This window comes from Desulfonatronum thiosulfatophilum, assembly GCF_900104215.1.
GTDB classification, from domain to species: Bacteria; Desulfobacterota; Desulfovibrionia; order Desulfovibrionales; family Desulfonatronaceae; genus Desulfonatronum; species Desulfonatronum thiosulfatophilum.
The window spans coordinates 60,224-75,768 of record NZ_FMXO01000007.1 but is presented as its reverse complement, the minus strand read 5'-3'; the positions used below and the strand labels follow the sequence as shown (position 1 = coordinate 75,768).

Genomic DNA, 15,545 nt, shown 5'->3' with positions numbered 1-15,545 from the left:
GCAAAGGGGAAAACATTTTTTGAAAGCAGGGAAAGAGCTGCTTTCAAAAAGGTGCCTCTCCCTACGGGAAGGTAAACATCGCCGCAGGCGTGAAGCCTTTTGGCTTACGCATCTTTCCAGCGGAAGCCAAAAACCTCTTTGCGTCCTCTGCGCCTTGAGCGAAGCGGGCGGTTCATTTTTTATCTTTCAGCCCGATCTTTCCCTGGCCAACCTGGCCTCATCATCTCTCCCCTGGCCCTCCAAAGCCCGTGCCAGAACTTCCCAGAAACTTCTCTGCTCCGGCCACAGGGCCACGCTTTGTCGGGCGAGGGTTTCGGCGATTTCCGGATCTTCGCCCTGCTCCAGGTACATCTTGGCCAGCAGGTGCATGGCCAGGGCGTCCCGGGAATTGTGCACAAGGGCCTGGTGCAGATGTTCGCGGGCGCCTTCAAGGTCGCCCTGGCGCAGATCGAGGCGCGCCAGATGGCGATGGGTCAGCCCCTCGCCTCCGGGCATGGTTTTGGCCTGCTCGAAATATTCCCGGGCCGCGTCCAGGCTCTCGTCCTGCTCGGCCAGTTGCCCCAGCCGGATCAGGCTGAAGACATGCTTCGTGTCAAGCTCCAGGCAACGCAGGAAGGCCTGCCTGGCCCGGTCCTGCTCTCCCAGCTTCAGGAAGGTGTGGCCCTGGTTGTAGGAGGCCATGATGTCTTTGGGATTCTGGTTGAGAATGGCGGTGAACTGAGCCAGCGCCTCGGGGTACTTGCCCAGCCTGGCATAGCATACGCCCAGGGAATTCCTGGCCAGATGATTCAGCTCATCCGCCAGAAGCGCCGTCTTGTATTCCTCCAGGGCGGAATAGATGTCGCCGCTGGAAAAGTAGCGATCCGCGCTCACGGTCAGGGACGTGGAACAGAACTCCACCGCGCTGGGCTCGGGAAGCATCATTGCATGTTCCAGGGCCTTGCGGCAGTTGTCCAGGATGTCAGCTTTCGAATAGGCCAGAAACGGGTAGTCCGCCATTCCCGCATATACTGGACAGAGCAGCACTTCCCCGGCTGTCCGGATCAGGTCGTTGGCTGACGGGTGCAGGTCGGCGGCGCTTTTCTCCGGAATCAGGCAGGCCAGCGTGCTGAAACTGAACCGCCCCATGACCGGACGCGGTCCGAGCTTGTCCGACGCCAGAGTGGCCAGGGCAAGCATCTTGCGCTCCACGTCGGCATGGTCGACGCTTTCCGTCTCGTTGGAAACACCCTCCAGGTGCAGCAGAATCAGGGAGAACCGCCCGTACTGCTGCCGCAGGTCCACCCACTGCTTGATGAACTCCCGGGAGGTCATCAGTTGCAGTTCCAGAACCGCATCCCGGAACGCCTGGTCCTCCACGTCCTCGCCCGCCTCGTTGCGGGACCCCGTCCGCAGAATGGTCAACTGGTCCTCAGGCAGGATGCTGCTCCCGGGATCATGCAACAGGATGATTTCGGCCACGGAAGTATCCCCGCGGACCTCCACCAACTGCACTTCCGCCTTGCAAACCCGGGACATGCCCTTGCGCCCCGAAGGCGTGGAAATTTCCGGAAGCGCCCGGTTTTCAGAGTCCAAAATCGAGGACCAGACCAGGAATCGCTGCCCCTCCCGGGCATCCACGGAACGGCCCAGGCTGACCAGAATCCGATTCATGGGCAAAATCTCCAGCACCACGCCGCTTTCGCGCAGGATGCCGGAAAAGGCGCGAATCCGACCCGGACCTTGTTCCTGGGCATTGTGCAGAGCCCGCGCGGCTTTCTCAAGCATCAGACCGGTCTGTTCCCGGACGGATTTGCGGAGCTGGCGGCCGTGAAAATCCTGGGGATAGGTGACGTACCCCTGGCTGACGGACAGGGCAATTTTCTCACCGTTGATCTTGTTTTCGCATTCCATTTTTCCGACTTCCCGGAGCAGGGCCGAGGCCAGTTCCTGGCACTTGGTGGTGGTGGCGCCGGAAAAGCAGATCGCCAGGGTATCTTCCCGAAGCCGGGCGCAGATCGCCTGCTCCGGAGCGACGCGGACCGCGACCCGGGCCAGATCACGGAGCACGATGTCGCCGAACTGGTACCCCCACAACTCGTTGATCCGGGAGAATCCGTCCACGTCCAGGCAGATCAGCCCCACGCTGGCGCTGTATTCGGAAATGCCGTCCTCCAGGCTGATGGGGGTGTCCGGCCAGAGACCGCGGTGCACCAACCGGATCTCCCGGCTCAGGGTCTCCTCAAGGCAGATGGAATTGGCCAGCCCGGTCAGCGGGTCGGTCCGCGTCTTCTTGTGCAGCAGCAGATTGTCCATGATCTGCCCGCACAGGCAGGACCACAGGTGAAGCATGGTCTTGGTCACACGCCCGCGCACGCCCCGGGCCACGAAGACGCCCAGCAGCTCCCCGTGCCGGTGCAGGGGCAGCAGGGCCTTCTTTTCCTGGGCATGATAGACCGGAAAGATCTGATGGCCGCCCTGACTGTCCGCCACCAGCATGTCCGTGGGCAGGCTGGCCGGAAAATACAGGCCGTAGGAGGAAAAAGGCAGAAAGCGGGACATGGCCGCCCGCAATTCCGGCTCAAAGGTGATCAGGTCCTGCCGCTCAAGCCGCATGGACGTTTCCGTAGCATCAAGGGTGTTGAAAATCATGATTTGGTATCCTGATCGATAGTTGCAGCACGAATGCCGTCGCGTCAACCTCCCTGCCGCCGCCCGGCCCGCTCCCGAAACCACTGGGCCACAAAGGTGTCCATGATCATCTGCACCACGTGATAGACAATGCCCGGAACCATGGCCAGGGGGAAGAGGTGGGCGAAGTAGCCGGCCCAGACCAGATAGGAGATGGTCAGGGTTTTCTGGGAAGTGTGGATGGTGAAGGCGGCCGTGGAGGGTTCATCCAGCCGGATCGCCTTGGAAATGCCGTAGTTCAGCGCCAGGATGACCACGTGCAAAAAGATCATGAACCCGAACAGCCCCACCAATCCCAGGCCCAGGGAACCGATCACCCCCACGGAGCTGGAAACGGCGTTGAAAATGATCAACAGAACCACGCACTGCGAAAAAATGGAAAACGCCTTTTTGTAGACCGCCACCTGCTCCCTGAGCCAGGGCCGCATGATCTGCCCCAGAACCGTCGGCACCAGCACGGTCAGACTGAGGGTGATCAGGATCTGCCCCACCGGCAAAGAGATGGCCTGCTCGAAACGCAGCATATGCTCCATGAATCCCAGCAGCCAGTTCAGGACCAGCGGGATGGAGATCAGGGAAAAGAGGTTGCAGAGCACGCAGATGAACAGGCTCAGCGGGACGTTGCCCAGAGCCATGGCGGTCATCACCGTCCCCGAAGCCACGGTCACCGGCGCCGCGGCAATGATGATCGAACCAATGATGAAATCAATGTTGTCGCCGAAGAACAAGGTAGCCAATACGGCCGTGATGATCGGAATCACCACCAGGGCCGACAGCAAGGATGCGGAAAGCACGCGAACATTCCTGATCTGCTCCAGAACGCTGCGCGTATCCAGGCTCAACCCGGTGATCAGAAACGTCAGGAAGATGCCGAAATTGAGGATCTTGTATTCCTTGACGACAACGCCAAGCTCCGGAACGGCAAACGCCAAAGCCGAAACCACGGCCATGCCGACGAAGAACCAGTGTTTTTTGAGGAAGGTGGTCATTTTTGTAATGGGTGAAGGGTGATGGGTGATAGGTGATGGGAACCAACACCGGCCGTGGAACGTTGGCTCAACGAAGTATACGCTCAACGGCTAAAGTCCGGCTTTAAACGGAATTTGCGTTGGGGGCAATGTTGGAAGCGTGGGGTCGGATTTGGATATGTGCTGTAACATGTATTCGATTTCGAAGCGGGTTGAAGAAATTGGAACCGCCCGCTTCGCTCAGGACGCAGAGGGCGCCAAGAAGAGATTTTGTCTTCCGCTGGAAAGATGCGGCAGCCAAAGGGCTTCACGCCTGAAGGCAATTTTTGACATCACCCATCAGGGGTGAGGCAACCTTTTTGAAAGCAGCTCTTCCCCTGCTTTCAAAAAATGTTTTCCTTGGCGCCCTCTGCGCCTTGAGGGAAGCGAGCGCTTCACATTCAAGGTTTCTTTTTCTCCAGCCTCGTCTCCCGAACATACCACTTGCCATAGTGAAACCATTGCACTAGATCCTTCCCTTGTGCCGACGTTGAAACGCTTCTCATCCTGCCGAGTGCTGATTTTTCACGGTGACCATCCACCGCCGCACGTCATCTCAAACTGAGCAATGGGCGGGATTGTACGGTTGAACTTCAATCCTATGAAATCAAAGGGAAGGTCGCTGAACGAGACATTCGTGATGCGTTGGACTGGATCCGAGCCAACCAAGCTTTTCTATTTGATGAATGGCAAAGGAACAATCCATGAGCGAATATTTCCATCCAAAACTTCTGTCTGTCGAATCCAAGGGTCCATATCTTCTCCGCACAACCTGGAACACGGGCGAAATTCTCTTGGTAGATGTCGAGGCTGTGTTGCGCCGTATACCTGCTCTTGCCCTCATTCTCGATCCCAAAATTTTTGCCGGCGTCCACCTTGGCGAGGGCGGAGACTCTATTGAATGGATCGACTCGGAATTCGGAGCGGACAATGTTTATGCCTGGGGGAAGGAACAGGCTGGAAAAGTCAGCCATGAGATGTTCGCTACCTGGATGCAGCGCAACCGCCTCTCCCTGACAACCGCCGCCGAGGCTCTGGGGATCAGTCGACGCATGGTCAGTTACTATCGCACCGCCCACAAGCCGATCCCGCGTGCGATCTGGTTGGCCTGCCTGGGCTGGGAGGCCACCCGGCCCAGACCTCACGAACTCCCGCGCAACCTGCCCACCATCCAGGAGTATGCCGTCATACATGGGTGACCTCGTGCTGTTCGCACCTGCATGGGTTACTTTTTCACATATCATGGATACCACCCCGTCAGGCTTCGCCTGCCACCCCTCCGGAGGAGGGGAATTCCATCAGACTTCGTCTGTCATTCACCAAAGGAACGTAATTCAGCCGGGCCTCGCTCTCCGAACTCTGGTCCACACAAGAGCACGAAGGATAAAATTCCCCTCCTCTGGAGGGGTGCCCGAAGGGCGGGGTGGTTAATTCCCCTCCTCTGGAGGGGTGCCCGAAGGGCGGGGTGGTTTTTGGTCGATCATCAATGCCTCATGATGATGTAAAAACCCAAGTACCCCTTCCATGTTCTGCAAAATGTCCTTGGCCGATATTCGGATCACTGTCAGCCCCAGGGATCTTAGATAATCATCTCGTTGCGCATCGTAGTCCCCGCGGCCTTGGTGCGAGACGCCATCGGCTTCGATTACGACGCCTTTTTCTGCACAGAAAAAGTCTACGATGTAGTTTCCGATGATTTTCTGTCGGTCGAAGTCCAATCCTTTGAAGCTTTTCCGCTTGAGCTGATTCCATAACAAGGCTTCGTGCAGAAGACCGGCCTTGCGTAGTTCCCTGGCACGCTCTTTCAGCTTGGGGTTGAAGGGCAAGGACATGTAGCGTTTTGTACTTCTCATAGGCACCACCCCGTCAGGCTTCGCCTGCCACCCCTCCGGAGGAGGGGAATTCCATCAGGCTTCGTCTGTCATTCACCAAAGGAACGTAATTCCCCGGGCCTCACTCTCCGGGCTCCGGTCCACACAACGGCACGAAGGATAAAATTCCCCTCCTCTGGAGGGGTGCCCGAAGGGCGGGGTGGTTAATTCCCCTCCTTCGGAGGGGTGCCCGAAGGGCGGGGTGGTAGCCCGCTTCACTTCCCTCCCCCCCAAAGATAGCGTTTCTTCGGCAAAATTATTGCATACCGAACAAGATCTGATGCCAGAATCATCAGGCGTAGCGAATACGGATTCTTCGCCGCGTAGCATCATTAGCCTGCACTTACAACTGAATCACCAATTGCGGCCGAGGGCTGTTCTTGGCGGTCTTGTCCCGTTTTCCCGCAGGAAAAAATACTCTGCCATCTGTGTCAACCTGTGTGCTCCGTGGGCAAAATCTTGAACAAACAAAAGAGAGGACAACAAATGCTCGACCATACTCTTTTAGGTTCACGTCTGGTGGAGAAGAATCTGGTGACCGAGGAGCAGTTGGAGATGGCTTTGGAGCGGCAGCGGATGTCCGGGGGGCGGTTGGGATACAATCTGGTGACTCTGGGCTTTATTGAGGAAAAAGATCTGGTCGACTTCTTCCGCAAGACGCCCCCGCCGCCGCGCACGGTGGAGGAGACCGGCCTGCCCCTGACCTTTATTGTGGACCTGATCAACAAGCACGTGGTTTTCATGGGCGAGTTCACGATTCCTACGGTGGCCGACAGCGTCAAGCTGCCCATTCCCATTGTGGACGAGGCCATGGAGGTCTTGCGCCGGGAGCAGTGCATCGTGGTCAAGGGCGCGGATACCCTGACCAAGACATCCTATAAGTTCGGCATGACGGACACCGGGCGCAACCGGGCCGCGGAGCTTTTGAACGTCTGCCGCTACACCGGTCCCGCGCCGGTGCTCCTGGCCGAATACAGCAAGCAGATCGAACTGCAGACCGTGATGAACATCGTGATCAAACCGGAGCACTTCAACAAGGCTTTTTCCCATCTCGTGGTCAGCGATTCGGTGTTGAACACCCTGGGGCCCGCGGCCTGCTCAGGACGGGCGGTTTTCCTGTACGGCCCCCCCGGCAACGGCAAGTCCACCATTGCCGAGGCTCTGGGCCGCGCCCTGCCCGGCGAGGTCTACGTGCCCCACGCCTTCATCGTGGGCGGGGAAATCATCACGGTGTACGACAAGTCCGTGCATCTGCCCGTGCCGCCCACTGCCGACGCTCCGCCCTCGGACCAGCGCTGGGTTCGCGTGAAACGCCCCACGATCATGGTCGGCGGGGAGCTGACCATGCGCACCCTGGACCTGGATTTCAACCCCATCGCCAAGTTCTACGAGGCCCCGCTCCAGGTCAAGGCCAACAACGGCCTGTTCATCATCGACGACCTGGGCCGCCAGGAAATGGACATCCAGACCCTGCTCAACCGCTGGATCATCCCCCTGGCCCGGCGCATGGACCTGCTCACCCTGCACACGGGCCGCAAGTTCGCCGTGCCATTTGACCAGCTGATCGTCTTCGCCACCAACATCGATCCCAAGCAACTGGTGGACATGGCCTTCCTGCGCCGGCTGCGCTACAAGATCAAAATCGACCACCCCTCGCCCCTGGACTACCGCCGGATCTTCATCAAGGTCTGCCAGGCGAACAACGTCCAGTTCAAGGAAGACGTCTTCGAATTCCTGATGGACCAATACTACAAACGCATGGACGTCCGCCTCTCCGCGTGCCAACCCCGGGACATCATCGACCACATCATCGACGAAGCGTACTACCACGGCCGCCATCCCGAACTGACCGAAGAAAAGATCGCCATGGCCTGGGATAATCTTTTCGTTGCTTAGCGGGAAAGGGGTGATGGGTGATGGGCTGAGCTCGGCATTTTGCGATAGTCCGTGCAACTTTTCGAAAATTCTCAGCAGCTCTTTTCATGGTGGGGCAGCATATTGCCTGCTAATGCAGTGCCCTGTGTCAAAGCTGGCATGTTATGATGTTTGCTGCCGCAATCCAAACCCTCAGGCACGCATGTTGCTAAACGATACAAATTACACCTGAAGAAAGAAGATTGATTTCGTAAATATTACTGTCCTGAAAAACAAGATCACTTCTTACATACCCAAGTCTGGAAAAAATGGACTCCACGACCATCACTGGCCATGCCCACGCCAAAAACGTGCGAAGGGTTCCCTCCCTGGTCATGGCAATGCTGTTTGTCGTGGTCTTTGTGTTGCTCTGGGCATCCTCCTGCCACCGGCACCCATCCCAACCCCTCGACTTCATCGACCTGCTCCTCACCGCGACCCTCCTCCTCGGACTGAATCTCAAAAACACTCTCAGGATATTTTTCACAGGCTTGGGCAGACGCAAAAAGAACGGGAACAATGAACTCGAAGACATCATCCGCTCCAACCCCCACCCGACCCTGATCTGCGATCCTTCCGGCAACACCCTGATTTTCAACGATTCCTTCGCCGACCTGATGGGCTTGCCGCCGGACGAAGGCTTTACCGTCACCACGGACCACCGCACAGCGGATTGGGGCCTGAACGACATCTTTTCCCGTGTTCGCCTCGGTGAAACCGTGGTCCTGCCCGAAGCATGGCGGGAACTGCCCGCAAAGCATCCGAAGCCGCATTCCAGGAGCGTTTTCCTGCGCGTGACCTTCATTCCGGTGCGCAACACCGCCGGGCTGGTGGAAAAGGTCTTCGTCAAGCTGGAGGATTTCACGGAGCACAAGCGGATCGAGGAATCCATCGAGCTGGATCAGAAGCGCCTGCGAGCCGCCCTGGAAGGCGCCCGCCAGCTGGTCTGCGAGATGGACATGACCACGTACAAGATGGTGGTGGATCTACCCGTAAATGATCATTCTGATACCGAATCCACGGCAAAGCTGAAGCACCACGCCGCCTTCGACACCCTGGTCCATCCCGAGGACTGGGAGCAGCTCCAGGAACAGATCAGGCTGTACGAAGCCGACAACGGAGCGCATTTCGAACACCGCTTCCGGATGAAGTCCGACACCCGGAAATGGCGCTGGATCCGGCTGCGGGGCAAGGCCCTGAGCTACAACGGCAACGGCAACCTGAAGCTCGCCGGAACCATGTCCGACATCACCGAGGAGCATGAGGCCGAAATCAACCTCCGCAAGTCCGAGGCCACCTACCGCGCCCTGTTCGCCCATGCCCCGGAAGGCATGTACCTGACCAGGGCCGACGATACTGTTGTCTGCGTGAACCGCTCCTTTGCCCGAATCCTCGGCTACGACTCCCCCGAGGAGTTCGAGGCCGAGAACCGCACGATGCCGTTTTCACAAATCTATCTGATCCCCAAGGTTCGGGAAAGCCGGCTTGCCGCACTCCGGAACAAGGGCGAAATCCTGCAGATGGAAACCCTGGTCCGGCGCAAGGACGGCAACCCGGTCTGGATCGCCGAGAATGCCCGCGCCGTGCGCGACAACATGAACGAAATCGTCCAGTTCGCGGGCAGCATCACGGACATCACGATCCGCAAGCACAACGATGAGCGACTGATGCACCAGGTTCTCTACGACCAGCGCACCAACCTGCCCAACCGCTCCTATTGCCTGGAGAAACTGGACCAGTCCCTGAAAAAGGCGGCCGGCGATCCGAACCATCTTTTCGGGCTGATGATCTTCGATCTGGACGGGTTCGGCACGGTCAACGACAGCTTCGGTCATTTCGTGGGCGACCGGATGTTTCTGGAAATCTCCCAGCGGGTCCGGGACCAGCTCCGCCCCACGGACACCCTGGCCCGGTTCAGCTCGGATGAATTCTGCGTGCTCACGGAAGACGCCCTGCCCGGAGACACCATGTCCCTGGCCGAAAAGATCAGGACAAAGCTGGAAGATCCCTTCCAGGTGGACGGCCACGAGATCTACGTCACCGCCAGCTTCGGCATCCTGGCCTACAATCCCAACTACGTCCGCCCGGACGACATGCTCCGGGACGCGGAACTGGCCATGCAGCAGGCCAAGCAGCAGGGCAAGAACCGCTGCGCCGTGTTCAGCTCGGAGATCTACCAGCGCAAGAGCCGGCGCACGATCATGGAAAAGGAACTGCGCCGGGCCATGGAACGGGACGAGCTGTTCCTCAACTACCAGCCCATCGTGAAACTGGACACCGGAGAACTCAAGGGCCTGGAAGCCCTGATCCGCTGGAAACACCCGGACAACGGCCTGATCTCCCCGGCCCAGTTCATCCCCCTGGCCGAGGAAACCGGCCTGATCGACCCCATTGGGGAATGGGTGCTCCGGGAATCCTGCCGCCAGATCGGCAAATGGCGGAAAACCAACGACTCGCTGGTCCTGAACGTGAATATCTCCGGCAAGCAGTTGGCCAAAACAGGCCTGGAGGGGAGGATCTACCAGATCCTGCAGGAATTCAGCCTGGACCCCGGATGCCTGAACCTGGAAGTCACGGAAAGCATGGCCATGTCCAACATGGATGCGAACCTGCGCACGCTGAAACGGCTCAAGTACATGGGCGCCCGGCTGAGCATCGACGATTTCGGCACCGGCTACTCCTCCCTGGCCCACCTGCAGCGCTTCCCCCTGGACGAACTGAAGATCGACCGCGCCTTCATCAACACCATCAACGCCAACCCCGCGAAGAACCGGATCATCCACGCCATCGTGGAAATGGCCCTGGGGTTGAATCTGGAAATGGTGGCCGAAGGCATCGAAACCCAGTTCCAATGCGACCTGATCAAGACCTACAAGTGCCACTACGGCCAAGGCTACCTGTTCGCCAAACCCATGGACCCCGCGGACATCGAAAAAACCTGGATCCACCCGCCAAAACCCCGCCCAACCGAACCGCCACGCCCTCAAACCTCCTCCACTCCAGATATCGTTCATCCCGTGATTCCGATCCAGTAAGAGATTTTTTGAACCGCCCGCTTCGCTTAAGGCGCAGGGGACGCCAAGAAGAAATTTTGTCTTCCGCTGGAAAGATGCGGAAACCAAAAGGGCTTCACACCTAGCGGCGTTTCTCACATCACCCCGCCAGGGGTGAGGCAACCTTTTTGAAAGCAGCTCTTTCCCTGCTTTCAAAAAATGTTTTCCCCTTGGCGTCCTCTGCGCCTTAAGCGAAGCGGGCGGTTCAACTCTCCTCCGTAATTACATGGCCACTCGCATTATGTTAAAACAAACATACCCCCACAAATATTCCATAAACTCCCGACAAATCCATCTTGAAAACCCGGACGCTCCATTAAAACAAGACCATATGCAACTAAAATAGTCCGAATTAATATAGAAATGCGCCTTCTCTCATTGTGTAAAAAAACTTTACACTCAAAACTGATGTATCAGTTCGTAATATTCAACAATCTAAAACGGTAAATAAATACTCAAGACGAGAACCACAATTACAAAAACCAACTTGTCGTACTTTTTTACACTGACTGTCTCGTTTACCGACAAAAATCACCACCGACCAATCCAGAACATTCGAATCAGCATCCGTCCACAGGTTGCACCCCACCATGATACAAGGCATTCAATTTCAATCCGTTGCCCAATTAAACCCCTATCCCACCCCAGATCCCATTTTATCAGACAAAAAGCTTTGCCTAGAAGTCCATCTACACCTCATAAACAAGCCCAAAACCGAACCAAGATTTCAACTTGATCAACATTTTTAACATGTTAAACATTCAAGGTCCGCCTTGGCCCGAATCTTGATAGAAAGGAGCATCTCAGGTCTGAGGCGAGATCAAAAATTTTGGCTGAGGATTCCAAAATTTCCTTAACTCTTTCAACAACATTATCCAGGAGGACAACATGGAAAAGCTGATGAATTTTTTGAAGGACGAGGAAGGGGCAGGATTTACAGAATATGCATTACTGATTGCTTTTGTTGCTCTTATTGTAGTGTTTGGTGCCACATATTTTGGAGGAAAACTTGGTGATTTCTTTGCCGATGTTGGAGACGCATTTGATAATCCAGGCGCTAAATTGCCCCCATGGACAGAACCCACACACGGCGTCAACTAACTAGTTTTTAAAGGGGCATCAAGTATAATATACTTATGCCCCTTAAACAGTTTTTACTGGCTATGAATAACATGATAGAATTCTTTGTACTAGCAATAGCACTCATAAGTGCATCTATATATGATGTTAAATATAAAAAAATCCCAAATATTCTAAATCTATCATTAATTATTTTTGCAGTTTTTTATAACATATCTGCAACTGGATTCGAAGGATTACTATTCAGCGGCGTTGGGCTTACTGTAGGTATATGTATGCTCCTTCCTGTTTATACGCTCGGGGGGATGGGAGCTGGGGATGTAAAACTTATGGGTGCAGTCGGCTCAATGATAGGCGCTAAAGGCGTCTTAATCTCTGCCATCTACACTGGATTATATGGAGGTTTGTACGCTTTATTAATTTTATTAATCCATCGCCAATACGGGCGTGTCTTGATTTCCCGGACATGGGCCGTCCTCAAAACCTTTCTCCTGACCCGCCAATATGTACCTGTAGACGCACCTCATCCCATCAAAAAAAAACCAAAACTCTGCTATGGCGTAGCGATTGCATTGGGAACAACCACTTACCTTTTACATAATCACCTTGGATATACTCTTTGGGGTAGCTGACATTCCTTGCTTGGTGATCAATTTTCCAGCTGCTGACCCAGGATTTCTGTTCCACTCTTCACGTTTGAATCCGCAAACTTCAGTCACAATTAATGAGTTTCCAATCCGGAGGATTTATGGACAGGTGGAAAGCATTCATCCCAATCACCCTCGCCATGTTCATCGCTGTGGGGGGCAGTTTGTTCATCTACAACTGGATGCAGCAGCAGACAACGGGCGTGCCCGCGAGAGTGGTGGAGGAAATCCAGAGGGAACGGCCGGAGACAGCGTATGTGGCCGTGGCGGCCTTTGATCTTGCAGCAGGTACCAGATTGGACGCGGAAATGATCACCAGCAGGGAACATCTCCTGAGCAGCCTGCCGGCGGGACACTTTAGGGAACCTTCGGAGTTGCTCGGCCGGGTGGCGGTTGTGCCTTTGCGAGCCGGAGAGACGATCATCGAGCACCGCTTGGCGCCCGTAGACATTCGTACTGGCGGAGTGTCGGCCATACTCGGCGAGGGCAAGCGGGCCGTGGCCGTGGGCGGAGACAAGGTGATCGGGATTTCCGGGTTCATCCATCCAGGCAACAAGGTTGACGTGCTCGTTACCTGGTCTGATCCGGACAATGGCGATGAAGATATCACCAAGATCGTGCTGGAAAATGTCACTGTTCTGGCTACGGGTACGGTAATGCAGGAAACGGAGAAAGGGACCACGGCTCCGGTGGATGTCTATACCCTTGAGTTGACCCCCGAGGAAACCGAGATCCTGACACACGTCCGCAACCATGGCCGGCTCCAGTTCGCCCTGCGCAGCCCAGTCGATTCTCTTTCGGCTGCAACCAGGGGAGCCACGGCCAGACACGCCATGAGCTACCTCAACCCCCGCCCCGTCCAGTTGGCATCCAATCCCGCGCCCCGGGCGAATAATCCATCCCCTGCCCCAGTACGTTCGGAATTCACCATGGAAGTGATCCAGGGCAGCAGCGTCCAGCAGTTCAAGTTCAATCAGTAGCCATCTCAACATGCAAGGAGAAAGGTTATCCATGCCTGCCCCAATCAGATCCTGGAAAACAGCAACAGTTCTATTGCTCTTGGCGTCGTTGGCCTGGTTGCTTCCCCTGGAGTCCCAAGCCCAGAACTTCCAGGTTGCCCCCGATGAAGTCATCGTTGACATGGATCACCCGCGCCGGCTGCAACTGGAGTACGGCCGAGCCGTGATCCTCAGGGCTCCCAGGGAAGTGGACCGCGCTCTGGTGGCCGATCCGGATGTTGTCAGCGTTCGGGCCATCTCCGCACGAGAGATTTACCTGCGCCCTACTTCAGCGGGCACGACCAACCTGATGTTGTGGCAGGGCAATGAAATTTCAGCAATCTACGAATTGGAAGTCCGGTACGAAATCGCCCGGATGAAGCAGCGCATCAATGAAGTCTTCCCCAGGGAAACAGACCTGCGCATCCTGTCTACCAACAATTCCATCACATTGTCCGGCCGGGTCTCCAACACCTCCACCTTGGACCAAATCCTGGCAATGGCCGAAGCCTACGCCCCGCAAGACAGAATCCGCAATCTTGTGCAAGTGGGCGGAGTCCATCAGGTGATGCTAGAAGTTAAGGTGGCCGATGTGTCCAGGAATTCGATGAAGCAACTTGGTGTGAACTTCAATCTGGTGAATGAAAGCGGGCGCTTTGCCCTAGGTTTTTTGGGCGGTCTACCGCCACAAACTATGAGGGGAACTTTTACCTTCAGCTCCGCCCCTGGTGATTCCATCCAGTGGCAGGGCATCTTCGATATCCTCAAGGAAAGCGGGTTGGCTAAAATCTTGGCCGAACCATCCCTGATCGCTCTCAGTGGGCAGACCGCCAGTTTCCTTGCCGGAGGGCAAATTCCCTTACCGACATTGGACAGCAGAGGAGAGATTGGCGGTGTTGAGTTCAAAGATTATGGAATCCAGCTTTCCTTCACGCCCACAGTACTTAGCGAAGATAGAATCGCCATTGAGGTTGTGCCGGTAGTTTCCGAACTGGACCCAACCAGAGAGTACAATATTCTTGGTACTCCTGTCCCCGGAATTATAATCCGGCAGGCATCTACCACAGTCGAATTGGGCGATGGCCAAAGTTTCGCCATAGCTGGACTGCTTAGCGAAACCTCACGAGAGGTTGCGATTAAGTTTCCAGGCCTGGGCGACTTGCCCATTTTGGGAGCTTTGTTTTCCAACAAGAGATACCAGTCCAATGAAACCGAACTGGTCATCCTGATCACCCCGCGCTTGGTCAAACCTATCGTCGCCGCAGAACAGACCTTGCCCACTGATTTCTACATACCACCGGATGATGCGGAATTCTATCTCTGGGAAATCTTCGGGCAATCACATACCCACAACCTGCCGCACAGAACCGCGGTTTTTGATGGGCAATTCGGACATGTGATTGTCAGGTAAAACTTGGTGAAGATTGCATTAAGAGGCAGAAGTAAGAAGATCAGAATCGGAAATTCAAGACAAACAAATTAAGGAGAGGCTGGGATGAACAAGAGCATGGCGATCTGCGTTGGTTTGCTTCTTGCTATAAGTACTATGATTTGGGGCTGCGCCGGGAACCTGCCGGAAAGCCAAAGAATTTATTATCTCCAGGACAACTGGGGAAGATCCGTCCAAACTGCCAATTACAACCAGACGCTCAACCCGACCGCCGGCCTGACCAAAGCCCCAGTGGAAGGCATCGACCCCAAGGCTGCGGCACATAGCGTCGAGCGGTATCGGGAGAGCTTCAAAGACGGAGTAGAACGAGAGCAGGTGAGTCCAATAATCATTATGGGAAATTAGATTAAGAACAACAATTACGTTGAATTGAACTTGTGTAACAAATAATCACCATGTGGTGATCTTATGTTCAGCAAAAAATCATATGCTCAGCAAAATGGTATAGCAATGATCGAGTTTGCTATAATGCTTCCTTTGCTTCTCTTGTTCTTTTTGGGAACATTAGAGTTTGGATTATTATATTATAATAAACAGGTTATCACGAATGCAACACGCGAAGGGGCACGATCGGGAATAACAGGAAAAAATGACGATAAAATCATAGAGATGGTCGGTGATTATATTGAGAATGCCATATTCCTGACATTAGGAACAGATGATTATTCCACCAAAAAAATTAGTGCTTCCGAAGATGGCAATGGAAATTACATAGTCAGTGTTAATTATGAATACTCCTATTTGTTATTGGGCGTATTCACAGAATTTTTTAAAGTAAAGTTGGAACCAATAAATGTTAATACACAAACGATCATGAAGATGGAGCCTGGATCAACCTAACAAATAGTGACTTCA

At 55.0% G+C, this 15,545-nt stretch carries 12 protein-coding genes; 9 read left to right on the top strand and 3 right to left on the bottom strand.

Features of this window, described 5'->3' with window-relative positions; genetic code table 11:
* Window positions 1-186: 186 nt before the first annotated feature.
* Window positions 187-2,631 (bottom strand): GGDEF domain-containing protein, encoded by a 2,445-nt coding sequence (locus BLP93_RS07095; protein WP_092119209.1) that lies wholly within the window; start codon window positions 2,629-2,631, stop codon window positions 187-189.
* Between the two features lie 44 nt (window positions 2,632-2,675).
* Window positions 2,676-3,659 carry a bile acid:sodium symporter gene (locus BLP93_RS07090; protein ID WP_092119206.1) on the bottom strand — a complete coding sequence of 328 codons (984 nt, stop codon included), beginning with the start codon at window positions 3,657-3,659 and terminating at the stop codon, window positions 2,676-2,678.
* A gap of 722 nt (window positions 3,660-4,381) precedes the next feature.
* Here BLP93_RS07090 and BLP93_RS07085 point away from each other — a divergent pair.
* A complete protein-coding gene (locus BLP93_RS07085) occupies window positions 4,382-4,876 on the top strand; it encodes a DUF2442 domain-containing protein (protein WP_092119204.1) in 495 nt (164 codons plus the stop codon).
* A gap of 228 nt (window positions 4,877-5,104) precedes the next feature.
* On the opposite strand, the gene BLP93_RS07080 is transcribed toward BLP93_RS07085, so the two are convergent.
* Complete coding sequence (locus BLP93_RS07080; protein WP_092119201.1) at window positions 5,105-5,530, bottom strand: endonuclease domain-containing protein; 426 nt, start codon at window positions 5,528-5,530, stop codon at window positions 5,105-5,107.
* A 504-nt stretch (window positions 5,531-6,034) separates the two neighbouring features.
* On the opposite strand from BLP93_RS07080, the gene BLP93_RS07075 reads away from it, so the two are divergent.
* The 8 genes from BLP93_RS07075 (at window position 6,035) to BLP93_RS07040 (ending at window position 15,530) form a co-directional block, all read left to right on the top strand.
* Window positions 6,035-7,444 (top strand): ATP-binding protein, encoded by a 1,410-nt coding sequence (locus tag BLP93_RS07075; protein ID WP_092119492.1) that lies wholly within the window; start codon window positions 6,035-6,037, stop codon window positions 7,442-7,444.
* A 287-nt stretch (window positions 7,445-7,731) separates the two neighbouring features.
* On the top strand, window positions 7,732-10,497 hold the full coding sequence (locus tag BLP93_RS07070) for a sensor domain-containing protein (protein ID WP_092119198.1): 2,766 nt from the start codon (window positions 7,732-7,734) through the stop codon (window positions 10,495-10,497).
* Window positions 10,498-11,403: 906 nt separating this feature from the next.
* Window positions 11,404-11,616, top strand: coding sequence for a Flp family type IVb pilin (locus BLP93_RS07065; RefSeq protein WP_092119196.1), 213 nt, complete (start codon window positions 11,404-11,406; stop codon window positions 11,614-11,616).
* A 35-nt stretch (window positions 11,617-11,651) separates the two neighbouring features.
* Window positions 11,652-12,227, top strand: a complete 576-nt coding sequence (locus BLP93_RS07060) for an A24 family peptidase (protein WP_092119193.1) — start codon at window positions 11,652-11,654, stop codon at window positions 12,225-12,227.
* Between the two features lie 116 nt (window positions 12,228-12,343).
* Window positions 12,344-13,222 (top strand): Flp pilus assembly protein CpaB, encoded by an 879-nt coding sequence (gene cpaB / locus BLP93_RS07055; protein WP_161946225.1) that lies wholly within the window; start codon window positions 12,344-12,346, stop codon window positions 13,220-13,222.
* A gap of 31 nt (window positions 13,223-13,253) precedes the next feature.
* Entirely contained in the window at window positions 13,254-14,651 is a 1,398-nt protein-coding gene (locus BLP93_RS07050; RefSeq protein WP_161946224.1) for a type II and III secretion system protein family protein, read from the top strand.
* 84 nt (window positions 14,652-14,735) lie between these two features.
* Complete coding sequence (locus tag BLP93_RS07045) at window positions 14,736-15,035, top strand: hypothetical protein (RefSeq protein WP_092119184.1); 300 nt, start codon at window positions 14,736-14,738, stop codon at window positions 15,033-15,035.
* 63 nt (window positions 15,036-15,098) lie between these two features.
* Complete coding sequence (locus tag BLP93_RS07040; RefSeq protein ID WP_092119182.1) at window positions 15,099-15,530, top strand: TadE/TadG family type IV pilus assembly protein; 432 nt, start codon at window positions 15,099-15,101, stop codon at window positions 15,528-15,530.
* The last annotated feature ends 15 nt before the right edge of the window (window positions 15,531-15,545 follow it).

Coding starts and splice junctions, on each gene's coding strand:
- BLP93_RS07095 (WP_092119209.1), bottom strand. CDS start 2,631: ATGATTTTCAACACCCTTGATGCTACGGAAACGTCCATGCGGCTTGAG.
- BLP93_RS07090 (WP_092119206.1), bottom strand. CDS start 3,659: ATGACCACCTTCCTCAAAAAACACTGGTTCTTCGTCGGCATGGCCGTG.
- BLP93_RS07085 (WP_092119204.1), top strand. CDS start 4,382: ATGAGCGAATATTTCCATCCAAAACTTCTGTCTGTCGAATCCAAGGGT.
- BLP93_RS07080 (WP_092119201.1), bottom strand. CDS start 5,530: ATGAGAAGTACAAAACGCTACATGTCCTTGCCCTTCAACCCCAAGCTG.
- BLP93_RS07075 (WP_092119492.1), top strand. CDS start 6,035: ATGCTCGACCATACTCTTTTAGGTTCACGTCTGGTGGAGAAGAATCTG.
- BLP93_RS07070 (WP_092119198.1), top strand. CDS start 7,732: ATGGACTCCACGACCATCACTGGCCATGCCCACGCCAAAAACGTGCGA.
- BLP93_RS07065 (WP_092119196.1), top strand. CDS start 11,404: ATGGAAAAGCTGATGAATTTTTTGAAGGACGAGGAAGGGGCAGGATTT.
- BLP93_RS07060 (WP_092119193.1), top strand. CDS start 11,652: ATGCCCCTTAAACAGTTTTTACTGGCTATGAATAACATGATAGAATTC.
- cpaB (WP_161946225.1), top strand. CDS start 12,344: ATGGACAGGTGGAAAGCATTCATCCCAATCACCCTCGCCATGTTCATC.
- BLP93_RS07050 (WP_161946224.1), top strand. CDS start 13,254: ATGCCTGCCCCAATCAGATCCTGGAAAACAGCAACAGTTCTATTGCTC.
- BLP93_RS07045 (WP_092119184.1), top strand. CDS start 14,736: ATGAACAAGAGCATGGCGATCTGCGTTGGTTTGCTTCTTGCTATAAGT.
- BLP93_RS07040 (WP_092119182.1), top strand. CDS start 15,099: ATGTTCAGCAAAAAATCATATGCTCAGCAAAATGGTATAGCAATGATC.